This window comes from Saccharicrinis fermentans DSM 9555 = JCM 21142 (assembly GCF_000517085.1).
Taxonomy (GTDB): Bacteria; Bacteroidota; Bacteroidia; order Bacteroidales; family Marinilabiliaceae; genus Saccharicrinis; species Saccharicrinis fermentans.
In genome coordinates this window covers 5,410,735-5,435,158 of record NZ_KI912107.1, presented here as the reverse complement: position 1 = coordinate 5,435,158, position 24,424 = coordinate 5,410,735, and the positions used below count along the sequence as shown (strand labels likewise).

20 protein-coding genes are annotated in these 24,424 nt (G+C 38.6%); 6 read left to right on the top strand and 14 right to left on the bottom strand.

Features of this window, described 5'->3' with window-relative positions; translation table 11 throughout:
• Positions 1-86: 86 nt before the first annotated feature.
• Both CYTFE_RS0122275 and CYTFE_RS0122270 read left to right on the top strand, forming a co-directional pair.
• Positions 87-1,094 carry an IS110 family RNA-guided transposase gene (locus CYTFE_RS0122275; RefSeq protein WP_044262557.1) on the top strand — a complete coding sequence of 336 codons (1,008 nt, stop codon included), beginning with the start codon at positions 87-89 and terminating at the stop codon, positions 1,092-1,094.
• A gap of 23 nt (positions 1,095-1,117) precedes the next feature.
• Positions 1,118-2,326 carry a hypothetical protein gene (locus CYTFE_RS0122270; protein WP_027473634.1) on the top strand — a complete coding sequence of 403 codons (1,209 nt, stop codon included), beginning with the start codon at positions 1,118-1,120 and terminating at the stop codon, positions 2,324-2,326.
• Between the two features lie 138 nt (positions 2,327-2,464).
• Here the strand turns inward: CYTFE_RS0122270 and CYTFE_RS27705 are convergent, their stop codons facing one another.
• Complete coding sequence (locus CYTFE_RS27705) at positions 2,465-4,114, bottom strand: DUF1501 domain-containing protein (RefSeq protein ID WP_052343369.1); 1,650 nt, start codon at positions 4,112-4,114, stop codon at positions 2,465-2,467.
• Positions 4,115-4,120: 6 nt separating this feature from the next.
• A complete protein-coding gene (locus CYTFE_RS0122260; RefSeq protein ID WP_027473633.1) occupies positions 4,121-5,785 on the bottom strand; it encodes a DUF1800 domain-containing protein in 1,665 nt (554 codons plus the stop codon).
• Positions 5,786-6,060: 275 nt separating this feature from the next.
• Between CYTFE_RS0122260 and CYTFE_RS0122255 the strand changes: the two genes are divergently transcribed.
• Positions 6,061-6,672 carry a leucine-rich repeat domain-containing protein gene (locus tag CYTFE_RS0122255; RefSeq protein WP_027473632.1) on the top strand — a complete coding sequence of 204 codons (612 nt, stop codon included), beginning with the start codon at positions 6,061-6,063 and terminating at the stop codon, positions 6,670-6,672.
• A 169-nt stretch (positions 6,673-6,841) separates the two neighbouring features.
• Here the strand turns inward: CYTFE_RS0122255 and CYTFE_RS0122250 are convergent, their stop codons facing one another.
• From CYTFE_RS0122250 to CYTFE_RS0122210, 9 genes are all read right to left on the bottom strand, one after another.
• Positions 6,842-7,228: a hypothetical protein gene (locus CYTFE_RS0122250; protein ID WP_027473631.1), complete on the bottom strand. Its 387-nt coding sequence runs from the start codon at positions 7,226-7,228 to the stop codon at positions 6,842-6,844.
• 90 nt (positions 7,229-7,318) lie between these two features.
• A complete protein-coding gene (locus tag CYTFE_RS0122245; protein WP_027473630.1) occupies positions 7,319-7,960 on the bottom strand; it encodes a DsbA family protein in 642 nt (213 codons plus the stop codon).
• A 9-nt stretch (positions 7,961-7,969) separates the two neighbouring features.
• Positions 7,970-10,993, bottom strand: a complete 3,024-nt coding sequence (locus CYTFE_RS0122240) for a hypothetical protein (RefSeq protein ID WP_027473629.1) — start codon at positions 10,991-10,993, stop codon at positions 7,970-7,972.
• 195 nt (positions 10,994-11,188) lie between these two features.
• Positions 11,189-12,460 (bottom strand): NADH:ubiquinone reductase (Na(+)-transporting) subunit F, encoded by a 1,272-nt coding sequence (nqrF, locus tag CYTFE_RS0122235; RefSeq protein WP_235208171.1) that lies wholly within the window; start codon positions 12,458-12,460, stop codon positions 11,189-11,191.
• A 64-nt stretch (positions 12,461-12,524) separates the two neighbouring features.
• Complete coding sequence (nqrE, locus tag CYTFE_RS0122230) at positions 12,525-13,142, bottom strand: NADH:ubiquinone reductase (Na(+)-transporting) subunit E (RefSeq protein ID WP_027473627.1); 618 nt, start codon at positions 13,140-13,142, stop codon at positions 12,525-12,527.
• Positions 13,143-13,167: 25 nt separating this feature from the next.
• Entirely contained in the window at positions 13,168-13,824 is a 657-nt protein-coding gene (locus tag CYTFE_RS0122225) for an NADH:ubiquinone reductase (Na(+)-transporting) subunit D (RefSeq protein WP_027473626.1), read from the bottom strand.
• 11 nt (positions 13,825-13,835) lie between these two features.
• Entirely contained in the window at positions 13,836-14,531 is a 696-nt protein-coding gene (nqrC, locus tag CYTFE_RS0122220; protein WP_027473625.1) for an NADH:ubiquinone reductase (Na(+)-transporting) subunit C, read from the bottom strand.
• 12 nt (positions 14,532-14,543) lie between these two features.
• Entirely contained in the window at positions 14,544-15,719 is a 1,176-nt protein-coding gene (locus CYTFE_RS0122215; RefSeq protein ID WP_027473624.1) for an NADH:ubiquinone reductase (Na(+)-transporting) subunit B, read from the bottom strand.
• A gap of 39 nt (positions 15,720-15,758) precedes the next feature.
• Complete coding sequence (locus CYTFE_RS0122210) at positions 15,759-17,105, bottom strand: Na(+)-translocating NADH-quinone reductase subunit A (RefSeq protein WP_027473623.1); 1,347 nt, start codon at positions 17,103-17,105, stop codon at positions 15,759-15,761.
• A 370-nt stretch (positions 17,106-17,475) separates the two neighbouring features.
• Here CYTFE_RS0122210 and CYTFE_RS27700 point away from each other — a divergent pair, with 370 nt between their 5' ends.
• The 3 genes from CYTFE_RS27700 (at position 17,476) to CYTFE_RS0122195 (ending at position 21,155) form a co-directional block, all read left to right on the top strand.
• On the top strand, positions 17,476-18,759 hold the full coding sequence (locus tag CYTFE_RS27700; protein ID WP_044213111.1) for a type IX secretion system plug protein: 1,284 nt from the start codon (positions 17,476-17,478) through the stop codon (positions 18,757-18,759).
• Between the two features lie 244 nt (positions 18,760-19,003).
• The gene (gene pruA, locus CYTFE_RS0122200; protein WP_027473622.1) at positions 19,004-20,629 is read left to right on the top strand and encodes an L-glutamate gamma-semialdehyde dehydrogenase; all 1,626 of its coding nucleotides are present in this window, start codon (positions 19,004-19,006) and stop codon (positions 20,627-20,629) included.
• A gap of 202 nt (positions 20,630-20,831) precedes the next feature.
• Complete coding sequence (locus tag CYTFE_RS0122195) at positions 20,832-21,155, top strand: hypothetical protein (protein WP_027473621.1); 324 nt, start codon at positions 20,832-20,834, stop codon at positions 21,153-21,155.
• 14 nt (positions 21,156-21,169) lie between these two features.
• On the opposite strand, the gene CYTFE_RS0122190 is transcribed toward CYTFE_RS0122195, so the two are convergent.
• The 3 genes from CYTFE_RS0122190 to CYTFE_RS0122180 all read right to left on the bottom strand — a co-directional run bounded on the left by CYTFE_RS0122190 (position 21,170) and on the right by CYTFE_RS0122180 (position 24,385).
• Positions 21,170-22,354, bottom strand: a complete 1,185-nt coding sequence (locus CYTFE_RS0122190; protein ID WP_161636262.1) for a glycosyltransferase family protein — start codon at positions 22,352-22,354, stop codon at positions 21,170-21,172.
• Positions 22,355-22,487: 133 nt separating this feature from the next.
• Positions 22,488-23,117 carry an OmpH family outer membrane protein gene (locus tag CYTFE_RS0122185; protein ID WP_027473619.1) on the bottom strand — a complete coding sequence of 210 codons (630 nt, stop codon included), beginning with the start codon at positions 23,115-23,117 and terminating at the stop codon, positions 22,488-22,490.
• 200 nt (positions 23,118-23,317) lie between these two features.
• Positions 23,318-24,385 (bottom strand): PorP/SprF family type IX secretion system membrane protein, encoded by a 1,068-nt coding sequence (locus CYTFE_RS0122180; RefSeq protein WP_027473618.1) that lies wholly within the window; start codon positions 24,383-24,385, stop codon positions 23,318-23,320.
• Positions 24,386-24,424: the final 39 nt, after the last annotated feature.

Below are 24,424 nucleotides of genomic sequence, written 5' to 3'. Positions count from 1 at the left end.
TATTGAGTAAAAGCCAGAGAGTATTTAGGGCAGAACCCACTATCACGATGTTAGCCACTCAATACGGAGCATAAAACAAAATGTTTATGCAAGTATATGGAATTGATTTATCAATGGAAAAGTTTGATGTAAACTTTATTGACAAGAATGGAAAAGAAAAGAAGAAACAAGTGAAGAACAGACTAAGTGCCATATCAAAGTTCTTAGAGAACGTATCAGAAGATGCCGTATTGTGTGTTGAGCATACAGGTTCCTATGGAGACTTATTGGTTTATTTATGCAACCAGTTAGGAATAGATATAGCCTTGATACCGGGTTATACCATAAAGCATAGCCTAGGTATGATAAAGGGAAAGTCTGATGATATAGATGCCGCTAGAATACGAGAATATGGAGAGCGATTCTTTGATAAGTTAAAATACAAGCAGTACGATTCAGAAGAGATAGTTGAATTGAAAAGTTTGTATACACTGCGTTCTCAATTAGTGAAGGCAAGAAAGGTTTTAAGAACAGGAGAGCACGGTCGTTCCAATGTGCCCATACAAAGCGTAAGTGCACATAAATATGCAGATAAAGCTATATTCAATTTAAACAAAGAGATAGAAGAAGTAGAAAGTGAAATAGAAGCTATAATAACGGCAAACAATGAACTGAACGACAATTATGAACTAGTTGTCAGCGTAAAAGGAATAGGGCCTGTTATAGCCACGGATTTGATTATTAAAACAGGGAACTTTCTTGTGATTGACACCGCTCGAAAGGCATCTTCATATGTGGGGATTTGCCCTTTCCCCAATGCGTCAGGAAAGATGGTCGGCAAAGCAAAAATAAGCCCGTTTGGAGATCGAAAATTAAAGGCTCTCCTTTATATGGGTGCTAAGTCTGCTGTCAAGCACAATAAAGAATATAGGCTGTATTACGAAAAGAAAAAGTTAGAGGGCAAACCTCATTATTTAATTATGAATAATGTGTCAAATAAAATGTTGAGAACAATTTATAGCGTTGTAAAAAATAAAACGCCTTACAGTCAAGATTACATATGTCTTGACCCGAGAGAGAAAAATATTAATAGCTCCACTGAAATAGTGGCTTAAAAATTTGTAATTAATTAGAGTATATGAAAACAATAATAAGCATTGCTTTACTTGTACTTGTAACGACAGCTTGCGACATTAAAGACAGTGATATCAACCCCGATTACCATTTTGTAAAGGTATATGACGACAAGGATGTAAGCAGGTCCTACTACCCAGTTGATGCCATTGAATCTACCAATGGTAGTATCCTTATTCTATCTGCCATCAATGATTCTCAGTATACCAGTTACCCCACCATTCACGTGATGAAAACAGATAAAAACGGAAACATGGTATGGGAAACAAATGTGGATCCCACCTATATTAGTCCAGTCTCCGAATTAATGAATATTGACGGGAAAATACGCTTTGTTTGTATGGACGACCATTCTTTTACCGCCCAAATGATGGAGATCAACGCCGAAAGCGGAGCTATAACAATGATTGGCAGCATGCAGGTCAACTATCCACTTGCCGCTCATTATTCACCAGAAACCAACTCTCTTATCATCGCATCCTACGACGGAATAGCATACAACACTGTGATCACTGGGTATGACACATCTTTAAATATATCCTTTCAGCTTAGCACTCCCACAAATAAAGACTTTTCATATGACATATTCCAACATCTAAAAAAACAACGGGCTCCCTTTCCCTTTTTTATACATTCTTTCAATTATAGTGGCATAAACTACTATGGCATTAATGCCTTCTCTAATTATACATTATCCTTACTTTTCGTTCAGCATAACACCCCAATAATCAGCGGTAGGGTAAACGGATATCAAGAACAAGGTGGTATTGGAGCTTTTGCTATGAATAATGATGGAACCTTTGCCATCGCCAAATCTAAATTTAATGTTGGTGAAATAGCCCTGGCCACGAAAAGCTCAATCGATATAGATGGCATTCAGAACGTAAGCCAATTAGAAGACGAGGCCTATCCTGAATTATCAACAAAATCGAACGTAAGAATCATACGCGAAGCAATCAACGAACAAGAAATATTGATCTATGCCGCCACAACAAACAGCAATCAATTGGCATTGTACTTTTTTGACGCACTCAACTACGAACTGAAACATACCCTATATCTGGGCCATACAAATCCCGTAGAAATAGCCAGTTTCTTTCAAGCCAATGATGGTGGACTGGTTATTGTTGGAAAAACAATGATAGTTGGACGATATGAACGCATTATACTCTATAAAATACCCAGTGACAAAATAAATTTTAACCACGAGTGATGCGATGAAACCTCATCTCCTAAGAATGAATTTAGTTCGTAATAGATTTTCTATTTAAGCAATCAACCGTAAAAACAAAAAGCCAAGTGCAAAAAAACAGGTATTTCGCGCTTGGCTTTTTTGTGGTTCATTTCTGACCTACCTTTTCACAATAACTTTTCCACTTTCGGTATACTGGTTGGTACCAACTGTAAATACATATTGGCCCGCAGGAAGACTACTCACACGCAACACAAAGGTCTGCGAACCATAATATAAATAATTCAAACGCTTTTGATACACCATTCTGCCATTCACATCAAAGAGCTTTATAACGGCATTTCCAGGCATCGGCATATTAAACTGAAAGGTAAGAGTATCGGTTGCCGGAATAGGAAAAGCAATGGCATTTACCTTACCTGCTTCCAGCTCTTTGACTCCTATATCCAATCCAAAAATATCTATTCTACTATCTACAAATTCGCTAAAACGGGCTGCCTCCAAAGCTTCTTTACCTGCACCAAACCAATCTTGCAATACCGATGTATACACCTGTCTATAATCCACCTGATATTTCATATTACCCCCAACCAGATCGCTCAAATCCGGATTATCGCCCACCACTTGACTTTTAACTGCTTTACCAAAAACAAAAACCGGAGTGGAAGTTCCATGGTCTGTACCATAACTATCATTGGATTTTACCCGGCGCCCGAATTCTGTAAAGGTCATGGTCAACACTTTATCTTCCAATCCCAAATTAGCCAGATCATCCTGAAAAGCCTTAATGGCAGATGATAGGTGATACATTAAGGAAGCATGGATACCCAGCGTTGCATCATTCTCATCCACCTGATTACCATGCGTATCGAAACCTCCCATACGACACATAAAAATGCGGGTTTTAATTCCACCTTTTAATAAACGAGCAATCAACCTTAGCTGTCCCGACAAAGCATTTTTTTTATACAGCGCAAGGGTAGGTGCCGGATACTCCGTAGGATACTCCACCGTAGAGTTAGACCCATAGTCATATACCTGTTTTAACCGTTCGGCATACACATTAGACATGCCCTCAAACTGCCACAGGTATTCCAATTCATCTCCCGCGTATCCCTCAGGCTTATACAACGTGGCATTGTCTACACCTACCCCATTTATCAGTTCATAGAAAGCTTCCGGGCTCTGTACATTCAGTCCCACTGGTATACCTTGCTCCCTATGAAAAGCCAATGACATGGAACTCCCCATTTCAATGGCAACAGGGTCTCTCATGCTTTCACTGGGATATGCATCCGGATAATTGGGATATTCAAGGTTCAGGAAGCGTCCCATCCATCCAGAACTCACATCAGCTTGATCTTCTGTTCCATCCAGCCCCATAAAAACCAGGTCACGCCCTCTAAAATGAGAACCGTTCATATCAGGATATCCAACGTTTTGTATCACCACGGCCTTATCTTCGTCATACAATTGTTTAAAGTGAATCATATCCGGATGTAACCCCACCTGTTTACTTTCAGGAATAGAATCATCAATATTGATATAACTCCTCTGACCATGATCAGGCAAAGCAATATTAGCCCTCAAATTATAGTACTCATTGTACTGACTGACAGGAACCAAAGAATTTAATCCATCGTTCCCTCCGTGCAGTTGAATAAATATTAACACATTATCATTACTACCATCCAATGCCGCTTGAGCTATAGCAGCACCTGGCCTCATCGCCCTAAGCGGCACTCCGCCCAAAGCAAAGCTACCCGCTGCCGCTGCTCCTATGTTTCGTATAAAATTTCTTCTTTTCATAGTGATTTAGTACAATTGATATTCAGGAGACTGCATAATAGCATTGATCAGGACTGAGATCCGAGATGCAACGGTGGCTTTATATTGAGTTGGATCGGAACGATAGTTGTTCCATTCAGTGGTCCAGGCTGCCGGATACAAGCCATCAAGGAAGACGGTTGTCAGAAAAAAATCGCGTCTTTCAGAGGCCACCGGAAAAGGGATCATCAACTCCAACAATGCATCAACCAATATATTCGCATCGGCAGGATTAGAAACCGCACCTCCATTCTCCACCCAAGAAAGCACATCCAGTTTAATGCCTAAATCTTTCCCTTTGGAGTTGATACCATTTAAAAAATATTCAGACAACTTATATCGATAAGCCAAGGTTTGAGGTCTGATCCAGTTTCTGCTATAAATAGGAAATTGATGATAAGCAGGATAGCCTGCCACTTCAAAAGGCTCATAAAAATCAAGTCCTTGCTCCTCAATAAACTTAAAAATACCATTGATATAAACAGTATTGTACAGGGTATCTAAATCCGTTGGTACATCCACTTGAAACAAACGTAATGTACCCAATATCATGTCAATAGGCGATTTAATAATAGACCCCATGATATTATTTGATGACTCTGCATCATCCACATCATAAAAATGTTGACTACTCAACATCGCTCTCGCCAATACAGACATATCATAACCCGAAGATTTAAACTGGGCTGCCAACGGAATAATCACGTTATTTTCTACATAGTCATCAATTTGATAATAGACAAAAAAACGATATAACTTACGCGTTATAAAGCGTGCTGTCTCATCTTTTTCAAAGATCATCTCAATCATCTCGTCAAACTCTTGTTTGGCAGCCTCACTGGTCGCAAAACCATTGACGAGTTCCGAGGGGGCAATCACCCGCTTACCAAAGTGATGGCTAAAGATTTTTTCACCTGCGTCATGCCTATGGGCAAGCCAAACACCATCACGATCCACTTCCCGTATTACCCCCGTAGGCAATTGGGTTTCGCTATGGACATTTGCAAATGAATAATCCACCTGATAACCTGTCAAGACACGCGTAGCAGCCTTGATATCATCTTCGGTGAAATGTGTATAATCGCCCAATCCTATCTGTGGCCCACGCCCAATAGAATAAAGCTCTAACATTTCGCGTGCAAAATTCTCATTGGGACTACTTACATCGTTGGTACCATTATCCAAATAAATAAGCATGGCATTATCCATGCAAATATGCTTAAACAGTGTTTTGAAACTTCCCTTGGCAAATTGTCGGAACAGTGCATTCTGATAATAAATCATTTCCGACGACTCTACCAAGCTACGACGAACCGGCAAGTGCGTATGATAGAAGTAGGTTAAACGTTCAGAAATATTTACCTCTGACTGACGCATCCGCTCCAGGTGCCAAATAATGAAGTAATCAGTTAGCTTTTTTTGTTCGCTATTTGCATCCCCTGCTTTAGGATTTAACCACGTTTGATTGGTTTTTAAATCGATGGGCAAATCAGCCGGTACGGGATCTGAGAATAGCAGATCCATTGCTTGGTCAACTGTGAGTGAAGCAAACTGTTGAATAGCTGACTCTGTAAGTCCAAAAGTAGCCCGCCGTAAAAGGTGAGCCGCATTTGTTCGCCCCAAAACACCTGAAAATTTGTCTGTTGCTGCCATTTAATTGTGTGTTGTATTTATCTATTTGATCATAACGGATTTTTTCATCTCTTATTATCAAAACGAATAAATTATACACAAATACGGAGTCCTGCAACAAACATGAAGCATTACGACTACGTTTGGTAAGATATTTTCCAATTCAGCTCATTTAATTTAAAACAATTATTCCTATTGTACGTATTGCTTAAAAAACAATCGTCCGACCCATACGCAAGATACCTAGGTATACGATCAGACGGAATAAAATAAATGCAGAAACGTTTTATTGAGAAATGGAAGATTCGCAGATTATTGAAGAACTAAGAGAACAATTACCTAGAAAACTAAAAGAGGTAAAAAAAGTAACTTGGTTTTTAAGAGGTTATCAACTAAACGATCAGGGGCAAGTAAGCCATTTAAGCATCTCAAAATTTGGGTTGAAGGGCGAGTGGCCCAAAGCCATTTTTAAATTGAGACACCTGGAGTTTCTGGACATGCAAGATAATGAGATTCAATCCATCCCAAAGGATATTTCTGCGCTAAAAAATTTAAGATGCATTGATATGCGCATGAATCAATTAAACGCACTCCCCACATCAATGACGAATTTACCTGTATTAGAGAAACTATATTTAGGTGACAATTATTTTAAAAATGTACCCGAAGCAATTCGCCACTATCCTTCTCTTTATACCATTGATTTTACCAACAATCAATTAGTTGGAGGTTGTGAACATTTATTAAATGCACCTAACATTCAAAACATATATCTTAAAAATAACCAGCTTACGTCCTTTCCTTTTCACCTGACAGAAAATAAATTGATAAAAGAATTAAATTTGATGGAAAATCCAATCCACCAAATCCCCAAAGAACATAAACACATTGCCCAATTATGGTATTAAAGCAAAGCACGAAGAGGTATCTTGCTTAAGATCAGATCAAATTTTCTTCGTATATGATAGAAAGCTGATGAATAATTCAACAAATAAAAATTACAAAAGCATAAAAAAAAGGTATGAGAATTAAGAGAGCACCCTCAATTCTCATAAATTTCCACATGTATTTTTCGGCTTAGTTACAGCCTGCTGCAAACTTAGCCTGTGTTCTCACCTCTGCCATAGCACTCAATACGAATGACTTATAAGACAGCGTAGCAGACTTCAAGGAAGCACTACTTTCTGAAGAACTTACGCATCCTGAATCTAAAATAAGCTGATCCGCTGCACCATCACACTCATCCTCATCACCATCCTCATAATATTCAGAACAGTAATATTTTACATCTCCATTCTCATAGTAATCCCCATTCTCATCACTACAAGCATTAAAGCTTAATTCCGAGCATTCAGGGGAAGTAAATGCTTCACAAAAAGCATCTTCTTCTTCATCTTCACAGCCCCAGGTAATGAATGATAATACCATCCCCAAAGCAATGGGCAATAAAAACATTTTTTTCATATACTTATAATTTATTTATCAATGGCCATCTGGAACTCACCAAAAGTAATTATACTTCTGTGTACGAAATAATTCCCATGACTCATTTCATCATTTACTTTTAAATTTATTATCCAACAATAATTTCATATTTGAGAACCCTGTTATTACATGTTTATCTACCACAAATCCAGGTGTACCTTTTATCTTTAACTCCTTAAACATTTTTTTATTATCATCGATATATTTTTTAGTAGCATCATCAAAGTAACTATTGGCAATGGCACTATTTAAACCCATGATTTCCATCAAATAATCTTTATAAGAATCAGCATAAATCACATCAGGGTCTCTCAATAACAAGGTATGAAATGGCAAATAATCTCCATATTTAAATACAGATACAGCCATCCGTAAAGCATCCATTTCCTCTTGCGTATGAGAAAAGAGAATGGGTTTAAATACCACCTTCACCTTTCCATCATAATCGTCCAATATTTGTGGCAATCCTTCCTTAAAAAAACTCAAACAGAACTGACATCGGTAGTTCGCAAACAAATAAACAGAACACCCGGCATCCGGGGAACCGAAAATAATATCTCCTTCACCATCCAATTGAAAACCTTCGGGCAGCAAAGACATCCGTTCAGCCCCTTTATTCCACCCCAATAACCCTACAATTTTAAAAACTATAAAGAAAAGTAAGATAAAAGAAACAAGCAAAGAAAGCAACTTAATTTTTCGCATATCCATACCCTTCCTTTATTTAACATCTGTTTCATAACGAACCAAAACAGGCTTAAATAAAACCATCAAACCTCTCTTATTCATTCTTATACGAGTATCCATCCTTTCCCTATCGCTCTTATTATCAAACCAGGCTTTACTTTTTCCATCCAAATAACTAGTCACATAATATCTTCCTTTGTCATCGCTAGCAAATCCTCCTTTTTGTTCCTCTTTAGATGGTTTTGACACCTTACCAGAGAGTATTTGACTTAATATGGCTCTAATATGAAAATCATAGTCCCCATTAAAACTATACATTCCCAAAAGAGAAGCCTCAAAAGAAGAAGAGTAAATATCGGTTTTAGGCAGGAAAATATTATTTCTGTAAATAAACAAACTACTGGATAATGTTCTAAACCTTAGGTTATCCAAATTTTTTATTCCTATCCCAGGTAAATCTTGCAATTCAGCAATCGCTTTTACCCCAATCAAAGCTCCTTCATCGAGGGTCAAATCTCCAGATATCATTAATGAATCAAAAACAGGCATATAATTCTCCATTACGATTCTACCATCTAAATCTGAAGAAAGAAATCCTTTCACATTCTCTCCTGTAATATCATACTCTTGTATATATTCCTGCAACCCACTAACCATTTTAGAAACATCCAAATTTTCTGCATCGATTTTGAAATCCATAACATCCCTCAACACCGTATCCGTAGGCAAATCTACCATCCTATAACGAAGTGCTCCATTCACCTGTCCATCAAACACGTCACACACTAAACTGTCGGCCACAAAAAAATTATTTTCCAAATCAGCCAAAAATTTGGCATCTATATTTTTAAGCAGGATATCACCATATTTAAAGCTACGGGCTTTCATATGCCCATTTGCTTTTATGGTGTAATGCTGCTCATAGGGTTCTTCTTCTAATGCTGCTTGCATTTTTGCCTGCGTTAACTCTTCCGGTTCCGGTACTGTATCGCCCATAAAAGCCTCTATCCACGCATAGTCCATATCTCCCACTTCAAAGTTACCATGAACCCTTATCTCCTTTTTGTTATTTTGAACAGCACCGGAATAAACATGAGAAACAGTAGTAGAATCAGCCCCAAAATCAAGCCCCAGATAACTCCCTGATACACGATTCATCCATATACTATCGCTATGATAAATCACGCTCCCCGACAAGTTCTGAACGTTCAATAAAGTATCCTGCATATCCATAGATACATCTTTCATATGAATACCCAGCTTACTATTCTCAAAAAACAAACGCATAGATTCCTCCACCATTGAATCCATAGCAAAAATACCCGCAGAACACAGACTTGCATCAATCGCTCCCGACATGCTATGAGCCATAGAATCCGGCATCATCTCATATACTTCTGAGAGATTCAGCGACAGATCGCTGCTTAGGTCATATTTAATCGTCTTCAACCCTTCCACCTGTCCGGACGCCGAAAAAGAAGAATATGAAGTCGCCAACAAAAGACTATCCATCTGCAATGACATATTTTCATAATCACTGATTTTGCCGAGCCAAGAGCCTCTAAAATACCCATTTGTTATATGGACATGATAGTCGGGCACTTGCATCCTAAATGCACTTAATGTTAAATTTTTCGGACTATAGATCAAGGTTCCGCCCAAACCAATAATTTGAGGTATAGAATCCATTTGTAAGCCCACCTGATCCAATTGAAGATTAAAACGAGTTCTCTGCAAAAAGTATTCACTAAAGTCATCCGTTATAGAATCAGGCAATACGCCCGCTGTAGACACACTTGCTTTAAGGCGTCCACTGACACTCTTTACCAAAGAGTCCGGCATCATTGATTTCCACTCGCCCAAATCAATAGCGACACTACCCGCAATATCATATTGCGGTTTAAGAGGATGCATGATCTTAGCCGATAAATCAATACTACTTTTTTCTGTTTCAGCATGAAAACGCTTCAGATTTACAAGCGAGGATTCCATTTTTGCGACATAACCATTGGAAAAATTAGCCTCCATTTGAATGTGACGGACACTTGGATAAGTATCATACTGCACAAAGCCATCAGTCAAACGAACATCCATCTCAACTTGCGGCATGGTATACGACGTAAGAAAACCATGCGCGTTTCCATTAAAATGTAACATCCCTGCCGCCCCAGTTATATTGAGCTCCTCCATCATATGCGATGGCAAAATAGACAAGTTTTTGGCAATATCGATATCTGAACCATTGAATGAAATATCCAACAATGCACTATCCTTATTAATAACATTACCTGTCAAACTAAGCTCGGCATCACCTGTATTCAATGTGAGATCTGATATACCAACTGAATCGTTCAAGGCTGTCACCGAAAAATTAAGTTTGGTATTTGCTAAGCCTTTACAATTATAATCGGCATAGCATAGTTCCCTAACAAATACTTCTCCATGGGTAGCCGCTTTAAATCCAAGAGACTCTACCTCTCCTTTCATTTCCAATTCGGCAATATGAACGCTTGCCGAAGCACGCATTAATGCGTCTACATATTGTAGTTCTATATTTTCCAAGGTCAGTTTATCCAAGGTATAAACACCTTGCACCTTAGAAGTATCCTCTATGTTCACCACCGTATCACCACCGCCCGTCTCGTTCATTAAAAAATCAAAATTACTTTTCCCCAAACTATCGACCAAGTAACAAGCTTTCATATTTTCAATTTTCACTTTTTTAACCAAAATATTTCCTTTCATCAGCTCTATGAGGTCAACTGATGCATAAAGCTTAGAAATAAAAGCAGTAGTATCCGAGTTTGTTGCCAAGGAATCCTTTACTCCATGGGCTAACATCACCAGGTCATTAAATTCAATGGTAGCCAAAGGAAAACGGTAAAGCAAACTAAAATCCACTTCTCCAACATCAAGGGGCACATCAAAGGTTTTGGCTCCCTTTTGAATAGCCAGTTTAACCATATCATCTTTAAAAATTTCGGCCAAAACTATCAACAAAAGCACTACACCGCCAGCGATAAATAACAAATTACGGATAAATCGTTTTTTGGACATAAAAAATGGTAAATATGAAAATTAGAAAACAAATAATTACATCATGAAACACTGCACTGCAACAACAATTGATGTTTCGAAGGTAGAAATAATATTAAAATAAGGAATACACAATAAACGAAAAAAGACCCCCGAAGGAGTCTTTTTTTATTAAGTAAGACCATAGGTCTTAGATCATTTACTGCCACTAGAAAGTTACGATCCAAAATCATCGTAAGCAATCATTTCATCAGGCACACCCAGATCATAAAGCATTTTATTTACTGCATCATTCATCATAGGTGGTCCACATAAGTAATATTCAATATCTTCCGGTTCTTCATGTTTACTTAAGTACTCATCATTAATCACTTGATGGATAAAGCCAGTGGCGCCTTCCCAATTATCTTCAGGTAGAGGCTCACTTAAAGCAATCGTAAACTTAAAGTTAGGAAACTGTTTCTCGATAGCTTCAAACTGATCCTGGTAGAATATTTCCTTTTTAGAACGAGCCCCATACCAGAAAGTAGCTTTACGGCCGGTTTTCAAGGTGTGAAACAAATGGAAGATATGCGAACGCATAGGAGCCATACCGGCACCCCCTCCAATAAACATCATTTCACGATCCGTATCTTTGATAAAGAATTCTCCATAAGGTCCTGATATGTTCACTTTATCTCCAGGTTTACGAGAGAAGATAAACGAAGAACAAATTCCTGGATTTACTTTCATAAAACCATTATTCACTCTATCCCAAGGAGGAGTAGCAATACGGATATTCAACATTACAATATTCCCTTCTGCGGGGTGGTTAGCCATAGAATAAGCCCTATAAGTAGGTTCTGGGTTCACCATTTTAAGGTCAAACATACCAAACTTCTCATATTCTTCACGGTATTTCTCCCCAATCTCCATATCCTTAAAATCAACGGTGATTTTAGGAACGTCAATTTGAATATATCCTCCCGATCTAAAGTCAAGATTTTCACCTTCGGGTAATTTCACCACAAACTCCTTGATAAAGGTGGCGACATTATCATTAGATACAACGGTACACTCCCATTTTTTAATACCAAGAATTTCTTGCGGTATTTCCATCTTAATATCCTCTTTCACTTTCACCTGACAAGCCAAACGCCAGTGATTGGCCTGCTCTTTACGGGTAAAATAACCTGTTTCAGTAGGTAAGATAGATCCTGCACCATCGTTGACCTGACAACGACACATGGCACAAGTACCACCACCACCACAAGCAGATGGAAGAAAAATTTTGTTACTTCCTAAAGCAGACAGTAATGTTTGACCCGGAGCCACCTCTAAGGCTTTCTCTCCATTATTAATGTCGATAGTTACGGTTCCTGCCGGCGTTAACTTTTGTTTTACGTACAAAAGGATGGACACCAACAGTAGGATAACCAGCAAGAAGACTACCACACTGGTAGCTATTACTGTACCCTGACTAGCTAAAAATATCATATTTATTTCCATTTTTCTTTTTTTAAACAAGATTTTCAAGCGTAAACACTTGAGTTACTTGCTCCGGTACTACCGGCTAGAGTTGAATTCCCATAAAGCTCATAAACGCGATACCCATTAATCCGGTAACGATAAACGTAATACCTAAGCCACGTAAAGGAGCAGGAACATCAGAGTATTTTAATTTTTCGCGAATAGCTGCAATACCTACAATTGCCAATAGCCAACCAATTCCGGAACCTAATCCAAATGAAGTAGCCTCGGCCAATGTAGCATATTGACGCTCTTGCATAAATAAAGATCCTCCAAGAATAGCACAGTTTACAGCTATCAGCGGTAGGAATATACCCAGAGAACTGTACAAAGCAGGCGCAAACTTTTCAACAATCATCTCCACCAATTGCACCATAGAGGCGATGACAGCAATAAACATGATAAAGCTCAAAAAGCTAAGGTCTACTTCTGCAAATCCTTCGCCCAGCCACGATAAGGCACCTTCTTCGAGTACATATTTATTTAAAAGGTAATCGGCAGGCACTGTAATAAAAAGCACAAACACAACTGCCAACCCAAGTCCAAACGACGTCTTAACAGTCTTTGATACCGCCAAGTATGAACACATACCCAAGAAGTAAGCAAACACCATGTTATCGATAAAAATAGACTTGATGAATGTATTAATTATATTTTCCATTGAAATCAATTTTTCCTGTTAACCATTAATCTTCTACCAAATCCTTGTTACGAGAACGTTGCACCCAGATAATGATTCCCACGGTTACCAAGGCCATCGGAGGCAAAATCATGAAACCATTATTCACATAACCCATATCATAGAAGGCTTGAGGAATAATATGCAGTGTTCCTAACCCAGGCAATGTTAAGGTACCAGATCCGAACAATTCACGGAAGAAAGCCACAATAATAAGTATGACACCATAACCAGCTGCATTACCCACACCGTCTAACGCGGATTGCCAAGGTTTATTACCCAAAGCAAATGCCTCTAGGCGTCCCATGATAATACAGTTGGTAATAATCAATCCCACAAATACGGACAACTGCTTACTTACTTCATATGCATAGGCTTTCAGTATCTGGTCAACCAGAATTACCAATGCTGCCACAATCACCAACTGAACGATAATACGAATACGAGCTGGAATAGTGTTACGAAGCAATGATATAATCACATTGGCAAAAACCAACACGAACATTACCGAAATAGACATTACAATAGCCGGCTCTAATTTAGCCGTCACCGCCAATGCCGAACAAATACCTAAAACCTGTATGGTAATAGGGTTTTGCGCATTCAGCGGGTTTGTTATAAGTTTTCGGTTTTTAGCTGAAAACAAAGGTTCTTTGTCGCTCATTTTTTAACCGTTTAATTTTTTAAATACTTTTCGTACCCTTGAAGGCACTCTTTTAACATATCAGTAACCCCATTACTGGTAATAGTACCTCCGGAGATGGCATCAACAGCATGCGGATTACCATCAGAAACACCACCTTTTAAAACAGCAATAGAGGTAAAAACCCCTGCGTCATCAAAGATCGTTTTCCCTTTAAATGGTGTTTGAAAAAACTCTTTAGAGATTTCTGCACCCAAGCCCGGTGTTTCTCCTTTGTGATCAAAGGTAGCACCATACACTGTTTTTTTATCCGCATTCAAAGAGATATAACCCCAAATAGGTCCCCATAATCCAACACCACGAAGTGGAATAATAATTTTCTCATCTCCGTTATCCAGCTTACAAATATAAAGCGGGTAGTTACGATCTTTAGGTTCTTTACGAAGCTCTTTGGCCATATCAATGGTAAAAGCATTTCCCTCAACTTCGCTACCGCTCATGTTGATTACTTTGGTATTATCACCAATATGCTTTTCAAATAATTCTTCTGCTGTACTCGCATCACTGCTTATTCCAACCGACCTAAGCAAGTCGATTTTCTTAGCTATTTCAACGTTTTTGTTTTGCACCGGTTTTAATGACTCCGAAACAAAGGCCAAAACCGCTGCCACCACAATTACCATGATAGATGCGTACAGAAATGTATATAAATTTCCTTGTTTGTCCATTTTTATAGTTTATTAAGCGTTTACTTTTACTCGTTTTAAACGACGTTTAATATTTTGTTGAACAATTAAATGATCAATCAATGGAGCAAAAGTGTTCATCAATAAAATAGCTAACATTACACCTTCAGGGTAAGCGGGATTAAATACACGAATCATGATGGCAAAAACACCCACCAAGAAACCATATATAAACTTTCCTTTTTCTGTACGTGCACCGGAAACCGGATCTGTAGCCATAAACACGGCACCAAAAGCAAAACCTCCTAAACAAAGCTGTTGCAAGGGATCTACCGACATTAATTCGTTTGCACCAATGGCATTAAATCCTAAAGCCATTAAAAACCCTCCAGCAAAAACACTGAGCATGATTTTCCAACTACCTATTCCTGTAGCTAAAAGAACAATTGCGCCTATCAAGATAGCCAAGGTACTTGTTTCTCCTATGGAACCAGGAATGGTTCCTATAAAACTATTCCAAAGGTCAAATGCTTTGCCATCGGCAAACAAGTCCATTTTTCCAATGGCTGCATTACCCAGGGCCGTTGCTCCAGAGTAGCCATCCACGATACCTTCACCGCTAGACATACCAGAAACCCATATAAGATCACCCGACATTTTAGAAGGATAAGCAAAGAATAAAAACGCCCTAGCGATCAAAGCCGGGTTCCAAATATTCATACCTGTACCACCAAAAACCTCTTTACCTATTATAACCGAGAAAGCAGTAGCCACGGCTACCATCCACAAAGGAACATCAGCTGGCAACACCAAAGGTATCAGCATCCCCGAAACCAAAAATCCCTCTGCCACTTCGTGTCCTCGTAACTGAGCAAACATAAACTCAATGCCAAGACCTACCACATAAGATACCACAACTATAGGGAGTACTTTCAAAGCACCATATCCTACCATTGGCCAAAAGTCAATCGCCTGACCTGTAGCTAAAAAATGTTGATATCCTGTATTCCAAATACCAAACAGCAAAGCAGGTATCAATGCCAAAACCACCACTGCCATTGTTCTTTTAGAATCAATAGCATCATGGATGTGTACACCATTTTTTGATGTTGTTTTCGGAACAAAAAGTAAGGTCTCAAAAGCATCAAATGAAGAGTGCAATTTTTCAAACTTCCCCCCTTTTTCAAAGTTGGGCTTGATTTTATCCAAATATTGTCTTAATGCTTTCAATTTATTATGATTTTAATTTTTACAAATTGATTAAACGGATTAGCTCATCTCAGCAATCATCGTATCTATACCCTTTCGAAGTATACTTTGAATTTCAAGTTTCGAAGTACACACAAACTCACAAAGAGCCATGTCTTCTTCTACCACTTCATAAATTCCCAACTGCTCCATTTTATCGATATCCTCAGTAAGAATAGCCTTGATTAAATGTTCTGGTAGGATATCCATAGGTAATACCTTATCATACTGTCCTGAAACAATAATAGCACGAGGGCCTCCATTCAGGTTAGCATCCAGTTTGTACTCTTTTTTAGCACACAACCACGAAAAATAAGATTTAGAGATACTGAACTTTCCAAAGCGAGGCGCAGCCCAACCCATAAATTCAGATTCATCTCCTTCGGGTATCACTGTGATTTGAGAATGATAGCTTCCCAAATACCCATCCTTAGAAATCTTATCACCAGTAAGCACGTTACCACTGATATATCTAAGTTTACCTTCTTCAACATTGGATACATATGCAGCAATATTAGCACCTACCTTTGTCTTTACGTAATTACGGGTCTTCAATTCAGAACCTGTCAACGCTATAATCCTCGATGCATCATAAACTCCTGCTAAAAATAATTTACCCAAAGAAATCACCTCCTGAGGCTGGATCGTCCAATATATATCCCCCTTGTTGATGGGCGACACATGGTGAATTTGCACACCTACATTACCTGCCGGGTGTGGACCTAAAAAGGAGTGCGTAGTGGCTCCATTAACAGAAACAAAAGCTTTTGACGCTGTTTCATTATTAATGCCAATATGCACACCGCCTTGTGTTAGTTTATTCAGCACATCTATACCAGCCTGGAATTCTTTTTCTTGCCCTGTTACAATAAAATCATAATCAGGAGCTAAAGGAGAAGAATCAAACGCTGAAATAAATATTGCTTTGGGCGAATCAGCCGGATTAGCAACTACATTGTAAGGGCGCTGACGAAAGAAAGGCCACATACCTGAAGCCAAAATCTTTTCTAACGCCTCTTGTTTTGACACTTGCTTTGGATCAACAGCCCCAAAACCCTCTGCTTCGTTTTGGTTATCACTTTTAACCACAACCTCTAATATTCTTCTACGCTCACCACGGTTAACCACCTGTACTTCGCCACTGACCGGAGAAACAAACTTAACATCGGTACGGTATTTGTCGAAAAACAAAACCGAACCGGCCTTAACTTTATCACCCGGCTTAACAGCTAGCTTCGGAACCAACCCAGGAAAATCACCCGGTTTGATAGCAAAAAGCTCTGGTAACTCGGCAGTACCAAATACTTTTTCCGCTTTACCCTGCAGCCGAATATCAAGACCTTTTTTTATTTTGATTACGTCTGACATGTTTGATAAAAAGTTTTAAAAAAATTTCGATGCAAAAATACAATAATTTATAACTTGACAATCCTATAATCCTAACTAATAAAGAAAAAATTCGTTAAATAATTTTCAAACCATCGTTTCAACGTAGCAGATTGGCTTCTTTTGCGTTATACAATTATACAATATGTAAATCAAAAATTTATGAATCGGTTTTAAAGCTTTACGCACATTTCTCAACGGAGTTACACTATTTAATCCGGAAAATGCACTGAATAATATATCACGAAGTTCTAGCTCATCATCTGGCCTTAAAAATGACTTGTCAAGACACTGTCTTTTTATGTTATAAATAGTATTTTAGCCCATATTAATCATTGTACAAAACATCAAAATGAATCAACAAAACAATACATATCAACGTCTACTACTGTCTTTCGCTCTATTTATCTCGGTATTGGGTATGTCGGCACAAACGCTCACCAATAAAATATACCAACATAAAATAAAAACGGTACAGTGTCATAAGTATGGCTGGGCATTATCTTATCCTATCATAGGATTAAACGGGGATCACCAGATCATTTTATCTTTTGACGATTTAGACGTGGAAACCAAAGATTTTTATTACACATTGATACATTGTAATGAAAACTGGGAACCATCACAGCTAATGGACACCGAATATGTGAATGGTTTTAATGAAAACCCAATTCTTGATTATGCCTATTCATTTAACACTTCTGTTGAGTATGTCCATTATAGTGTTATACTACCCAACGATAATATTGATATCTTACTATCAGGAAATTACATCATAAAAGTTTATGCAGATGGCAATCCGGAGAACGTGGTACTGACGCAACGATTTATGGTCACAGAACAAGCTGTTAAAGTATCTCCCACAGTAAAATATACCATGAATGCAAATCTACGTAAAGCACAGCAAGAAATTGCTTTGGTAATTGAACATTCTAACTTTGACCTTGTAAACCCCATGGAAGAAGTGAAAGTTCATATTTTTCAAAATGGCAGAACGGATAATGCCATCACTAATCTTCAACCTCAATTTATCAAGCACAATGAACTGGATTACAATTACAATCGGGAAATTATGTTTGAAGGTGGAAACGAATTTAGATGGTTAGATATCCGTAGTCTGCGTTTTCAGAGCACAAAGGTCAGGGAGGTATCATACCACGAACCTTATACGCATGTTGACCTTTTCCCTGATCAATCCATAGCCGGAAAATCCTATTATTTCAATAATGATTTTAACGGCAGATACGTCATCGAAGTCCAAGAGAAGGATGATAATGAACGGGAGGCAGAATATGTATTTGTTCACTTCTCCTTGCCCAGTGACCCCATGGCCGGAGGTGACGTTCATATACTAGGTGGGCTCACCGATTGGTTATTGAACGACCACTCAAAAATGCAATATAATTTTCAACGCAGACAGTACGAAGCAACCCTCCTACTAAAACAAGGTTTTTACAATTACCAAATTGCCTTTAAACCCAATAGTCTTCGTAAAGCTACCGTCAGCCTCTTCGAGGGCTCACACAGCGAAACAGAAAATGACTACCTGGTATTGGTTTACTACCGGGGCATGAGCGACTACTACGATAGATTAATTGGAGTTAGTCAAGTAAACTCCATGAATAACAGAGAATAGATACACAAACAAACCTATCGAACCAAGAACATTCTATACCTGACTTAAAATAAATACAGGCAGAGATAATACATTTTAGCTCTTACAAGAATAATTGTGACTATTATCATATGGCTGATATTCAAACACTGACTTTATTCATTAAAATCACAGACTTCCTATTGTAAATTTGTACGAGAGAAGAAGCTGGGTATTGCAAGCCCCTCCTTTTTGAACGAATTTTAATCACGATAATTTTTAAGTTATGCCTAAAGGAATATTTAATGTACCCCTTGCCGAAAATGAGCCGGTATTAAGCTACGCTCCGGGAACACCCGAAAGAGAAGCGCTTCAAGCACAATTGAAAGCATACAAACAAACCGAAGTAGATATTCCAATGTACATCGGTGGACAGGAAGTCAGAACAGGAAATAAAGTTCCCATACACCCACCACACGACATCAAGCACTGTCTAGGATACTATCACCAAGGCGATGAAACACATGTACACCACGCTATTGAAGCAGCATTAACAGCCAAAGAAAAGTGGGCCAGTCTAAGCTGGGAACATCGCGCAGCCATCTTTTTAAAAGCTGCCGATTTGGTATCAGGTCCTTACCGACAAAAGCTAAATGCAGCAACCATGTTAGGACAGTCGAAAAATGCATTTCAGGCAGAAATTGATGCAGCTTGCGAATTTGCCGACTTCTTACGTTTTAACGTTCAGTATATGACCGACATCTATGCCGATCAACCAGAAAGTGCACCCGGCATGTGGAACCGCGTTGAGTACCGTCCATTGGAGGGATTTGTTTTTGCACTGACACCTTTCAACTTTACCTCCATTGCCGGCAACCTACCTACAGCTCCCGCATTAATGGGCAACACTGTGGTATGGAAACCATCCAAAACAGCGATTTATTCCGCTCAAGTACTCATGGAACTATTTAACGAAGCAGGCGTACCAGCAGGCGTAATTAACTTAGTATATGCTTCAGGTCCTGTAGCTGCCAAGGTTATATTCGATCACCCGGAATTTGCAGGCATCCACTTTACCGGTTCAACAGCAGTATTCCAAAGCATGTGGAAAACCATTGGAGGTAATATAGAAAAATACAAATCTTACCCTCGTATTGTTGGAGAAACAGGAGGTAAAGATTTTATTATAGCGCACCAATCGTGCGATGCCAAAGCTGTTGCCACAGGCATTGTAAGAGGAGGTTTTGAATTTCAAGGACAAAAATGCTCCGCAGCTTCGCGCGTATACCTTCCTGCCAGCCGCTGGGAAGAAATAAAAGGCCATATAGCCACACAAATGAGTGAAATTAAAATGGGCGATCCCGAAGACTTCTCTAATTTTGTTAATGCAGTTATTGACGAAAGCTCATTCGATAAGCTGGCCGGAGCCATCGATCATGCCAAGGCAAGCCAAGAAGCAGACGTCATCTTTGGAGGGAATTACGATAAATCAAAAGGCTACTTTATTGAGCCTACAATTATCCAAACAAGCAACCCCCAATATATAACCATGAAGGAAGAACTTTTTGGTCCGGTTGTGACTCTATACGTTTACGAAGATGCAAAATTTGAAGAGACCATGGATATTTTAGACAAAACATCCATGTACGCACTTACAGGCGCCATCTTCTCCCAAGATAGATATGCGGCTGAACTAGCCACCAAGAGATTAGTAAACTGCGCCGGCAACTTCTATATCAATGACAAACCTACAGGGGCAGTGGTAGGACAACAGCCATTTGGAGGCGCCAGAGGTTCGGGTACGAACGATAAGGCTGGTTCTGCTATTAATTTGATGCGTTGGGTAAGCCCACGTACCATTAAAGAAACCTTTGTACCAGCGCAAGATTATAAATATCCATTTTTAGGATAATCCATTATAGGTTTTTAGAATAAATAAGCTGACTTTGACTTTTTCTGAGTCAGCTTTTTTTACACCTCGTCATAAAAGAAAAACTAATAATCAACCCTCCAATCCACCCCAAAACATCCCAAATATAAAATACCCTGACAATGTCAAATTAATTGGGCTTTCAACCTTAATTTACTAATATTGTCACCTTAAAAAATTAAACATGGATATTCACAAAACACTTAGCATCATTTATTACATTGGAATGGGGCTCATTTTAGCCGGCATTTTTTTTCAATTAAACGACCTACCATATGCATGTTTTTTTATGGGATCAGGCGCTATCGCCCTATTAGCCATACGGCTATTTAACTTTTTAAAGGGAAAACCTGAAAACAAAAGACTTCATGGTATTATGGTAGTCAGTGCCCTATTCTTTGTTGGAGCAGGAGCGCTAATGCTTATGCAAAGAAACTATTGGATCATTGGCGTATTTATCGCAGCCATGTTGGATCTATATGTTAGCTTAAGAAAATTCAAACACTGATCATACTTCCATGCCTAGTCTTGTATACTACGATATTTCTCTAACAACTCCTTATCATCAAAAATATCACTTACGTCAAGGCCCTCCAATTCCAACAGTTCAATGGCGGCGTCAAATACAGGCACTCTACTTAAGAAATGTTCATGTATATAGTTTAAATACTTGACTAGCTTAAATGCGTTAAAAACATGAAAGAAACGCTTCCTGAAAACCTCTAAGGAAGAGCAATTATCTGCAATCGGTTTAAGCTCATCGTAAAAACCAGCGTTCAGCAAAAAACTACGTACCCTACCAGGCAATTCCATAATCAACTGTTGATATTCTTCTTTATCTACCCGATAGTACTTATCGAAATTATCGAGTAAGGATTTCAGATCCACAAAGCCCTGAAGATTATAGCTCATATAGGCATTATCGTCACTCTCCACTATTTTTTTTACGGAAGGTCCAGTCCCGAAAGGCACCCGTGACGAAATACGTGGAGATGGATAGACCTTTGTATTTTTAAGGTCTCCATATCCGCCTTGTTGCAGGAGTTTTTGAATGAAGTAAAATTCCTCGCCCCCCTGTCTGCGGTTCATTCCTCCAACACTCACATACAAAGCAGCCTTAAAAGCAAAACAAGAACCAATGGTATGAAAAGCATAAGGAAAACCTATATAACGTAAGCCCTGCACAAAGTAACGCAGATGTAACTCATACTGCACAATAGCATCATAGACCTCAACATCAAACTCATCACCACAGATAGGATGCTCATAATTAATAGAACAGGCCTTATTTTGCGTTTGCTCAAAAAACGTCCATATGGCAGATAGGTAATTTCTCTCAACGGTAGAATCTGCATCCAATGAAACAACAATACCCTCACGATTATCGGTGTCTGAAAAATGATGAACGGCCAAATCCATACCAATTTTCCTAGCCAAACCGGCACCAAAGTGTTTTGCCGGAAGGTCAAAAGCCCTTATCACGTATAGGTCTATCATCTCATTCGTTACCTTATACTCACCCAACAGATGTATAGTATGTTCCTGCTGTGCTACAACGGCATCACTGGCAGCAACACTTGCATTCACTACCACCACAACAGCAACCCTATGGTCAACAGGATGGCAAGCACACAGGGAGTCTAAGGTATTACAGATCTTATCTTCTAAATAGCACGGAATAACGATAACCATTCCGGCCTTAACCATAGTCTTTATATTAAACGACGTAAAAGGAGGATGTTTTTGTAAATACTTCTGAAACGATGGCACCATTGCTGTAGAGATTCAAAAAAGGCAGATTCTGTAGGAATCTGCCTTACTAATATAGATTGTATTTTTATTACTTAGCACTCGTATTCTTACTCTTGCTAATTTCATATCTTTTATTAAGTGCATCGGCCACTTCCTGTGTAATATTAATTCCAGGAGCACTAAGCAATACATTATCGCCAAGCGTATTGCTTAAAATCAATTTATACCTGCCATCCGCATTAAGTTCTGTCAAATAATTGGTCAAGGTATCACGTAACTGACGATTTAAACCCTCTTGTTCCAACATAAGTTCTTGCGATAGTTTGGCATTTAAATTTTGCAGTTCCTGATCACGGGCAGCTAAATTTCTTTGTTCCTGCTCAGCTCTCTGGCGCGACAAAAAACCATTATTTTGAACTTTACGTTGAAACTCTGCCACCTGAGTTTGTAGTTTCTTAGCCTGCTCATTAAAATCAGTACGTGATTTTTCCTCTTTTTTCAACAATTCCTCTTGCAAGTCGATGGCCAAACCATACTGACGTAAAAGAGAATCTGTATCGATATATGCTACAGGGAATGTTCCATTCTCATTTAATCCATCGGAAGCATCTTTACTGGTCTTATCTTCCGAACTTGTTTTTGTTTGGCATCCCACAAACATAAACGATGCCAACCCCAATAATAATGCAAAATTAACAACCTGTAAGTTTTTTTTCATTTTTTTAATTTTAGTGTTACAACTACAATTTAACATCACGTACTTCTTCACGGTTTAAATTATAGTAAGTGCTTTCTCTCTAGAGTTATTTTTAACCGGACAACAAATATATATTAATAACAAATATTTAAAAATTAATTTCACATTTTTTGTGAAATGCCGGTCATCATTTGATAAAACACCCATTATTTTCACTAAAATCAGAACATCCTACGTGAACGAGATCGGAATTTACTACGAGAAGGTCCGCCTCCATAGTAACCCGGCTGAGAACAAGGAATGGCACTTCTATTAATCTTAGGTTTATTAGAAGATGGTATGGTATACATAATAGAAAACTCATGAGCTCCACCAGAACTAGTTAAGTCAGAAGTAGTTAAGTCAAATGAGTACCCCAGCCGCATGTGACCAAGATGAACACCCAAAATAGCAATAATTGCATCCTGATTCCCGAGTCCCTCGGCATTTTCTGTGGGCATACCTCTATACCACAATCCCAATTCAATGGGATTATACATCCAATACGCCCCCAAATCCAACTGACTAAAATCGGCCTGTTTCCGGTAATTAAAAGCAAAACTCACGCTTTGATCAGGCATGCGCCTCCTTCCTTCCTTATACACCCATTTAAAGCCTCCAAAAACGGTAAACTTAATATTCGTATCTGTAGTAACATCCGTAAAAGCTTCATCACTTTTCACCAGATGATCAATTGTTACACCTCCCCAATAAAAATTACTATAAAGCATCACAGACGCTGCTGCATCAAAGTTATTCACTTTATCACGATCTACCGGTAATGCAGTTAAATCAATAAGCTCACCTGCAGGATTATAAGCCTTGGCGGTATATCCTTTATTAGGATCAATAAAAGACTGAGCCAATTTAAACTGCAACCCGGGCCGTATCATAATATCTTCGTTAACATATATTTCATAGGCATACAACAAACCTACATTTTGCTTCACCAGCAGTCCTCCACCGGAATCATCTCTATAAAACTGTAAGCCAATTCCACTATTATAATCAGCCAAATAATGGTCATAAGAAAATGCCATGGTTCTATAGGTTCCAGGTATATTAGGCCATTGATCACGATAATGCAACGACATCCTACTTCCCTCAGTTAAGCCGGTAAAAGAAGGACTCAAATAAAGCGGCGACGCATAATTTTGAGAAAATGATGCATCCTGTGCCTTGACACCATCCATCCCCACAATGGACAATATCAAAATAATCAAATGAATTATGTTGTTACGTTGAATCATTAGAAATTTGGTTATTTCATAGTGGCTCCTAAAGGAGCC

Excerpts from the sequence above, each read along its gene's own strand:
- CYTFE_RS0122275 (WP_044262557.1), top strand. The coding sequence starts at position 87 with ATGCAAGTATATGGAATTGATTTATCAATGGAAAAGTTTGATGTAAAC.
- CYTFE_RS0122270 (WP_027473634.1), top strand. The coding sequence starts at position 1,118 with ATGAAAACAATAATAAGCATTGCTTTACTTGTACTTGTAACGACAGCT.
- CYTFE_RS27705 (WP_052343369.1), bottom strand. The coding sequence starts at position 4,114 with ATGAAAAGAAGAAATTTTATACGAAACATAGGAGCAGCGGCAGCGGGT.
- CYTFE_RS0122260 (WP_027473633.1), bottom strand. The coding sequence starts at position 5,785 with ATGGCAGCAACAGACAAATTTTCAGGTGTTTTGGGGCGAACAAATGCG.
- CYTFE_RS0122255 (WP_027473632.1), top strand. The coding sequence starts at position 6,061 with ATGGAAGATTCGCAGATTATTGAAGAACTAAGAGAACAATTACCTAGA.
- CYTFE_RS0122250 (WP_027473631.1), bottom strand. The coding sequence starts at position 7,228 with ATGAAAAAAATGTTTTTATTGCCCATTGCTTTGGGGATGGTATTATCA.
- CYTFE_RS0122245 (WP_027473630.1), bottom strand. The coding sequence starts at position 7,960 with ATGGATATGCGAAAAATTAAGTTGCTTTCTTTGCTTGTTTCTTTTATC.
- CYTFE_RS0122240 (WP_027473629.1), bottom strand. The coding sequence starts at position 10,993 with ATGTCCAAAAAACGATTTATCCGTAATTTGTTATTTATCGCTGGCGGT.
- nqrF (WP_235208171.1), bottom strand. The coding sequence starts at position 12,460 with ATGGAAATAAATATGATATTTTTAGCTAGTCAGGGTACAGTAATAGCT.
- nqrE (WP_027473627.1), bottom strand. The coding sequence starts at position 13,142 with ATGGAAAATATAATTAATACATTCATCAAGTCTATTTTTATCGATAAC.
- CYTFE_RS0122225 (WP_027473626.1), bottom strand. The coding sequence starts at position 13,824 with ATGAGCGACAAAGAACCTTTGTTTTCAGCTAAAAACCGAAAACTTATA.
- nqrC (WP_027473625.1), bottom strand. The coding sequence starts at position 14,531 with ATGGACAAACAAGGAAATTTATATACATTTCTGTACGCATCTATCATG.
- CYTFE_RS0122210 (WP_027473623.1), bottom strand. The coding sequence starts at position 17,105 with ATGTCAGACGTAATCAAAATAAAAAAAGGTCTTGATATTCGGCTGCAG.
- CYTFE_RS27700 (WP_044213111.1), top strand. The coding sequence starts at position 17,476 with ATGAATCAACAAAACAATACATATCAACGTCTACTACTGTCTTTCGCT.
- pruA (WP_027473622.1), top strand. The coding sequence starts at position 19,004 with ATGCCTAAAGGAATATTTAATGTACCCCTTGCCGAAAATGAGCCGGTA.
- CYTFE_RS0122195 (WP_027473621.1), top strand. The coding sequence starts at position 20,832 with ATGGATATTCACAAAACACTTAGCATCATTTATTACATTGGAATGGGG.
- CYTFE_RS0122190 (WP_161636262.1), bottom strand. The coding sequence starts at position 22,354 with ATGGTTAAGGCCGGAATGGTTATCGTTATTCCGTGCTATTTAGAAGAT.
- CYTFE_RS0122185 (WP_027473619.1), bottom strand. The coding sequence starts at position 23,117 with ATGAAAAAAAACTTACAGGTTGTTAATTTTGCATTATTATTGGGGTTG.
- CYTFE_RS0122180 (WP_027473618.1), bottom strand. The coding sequence starts at position 24,385 with ATGATTCAACGTAACAACATAATTCATTTGATTATTTTGATATTGTCC.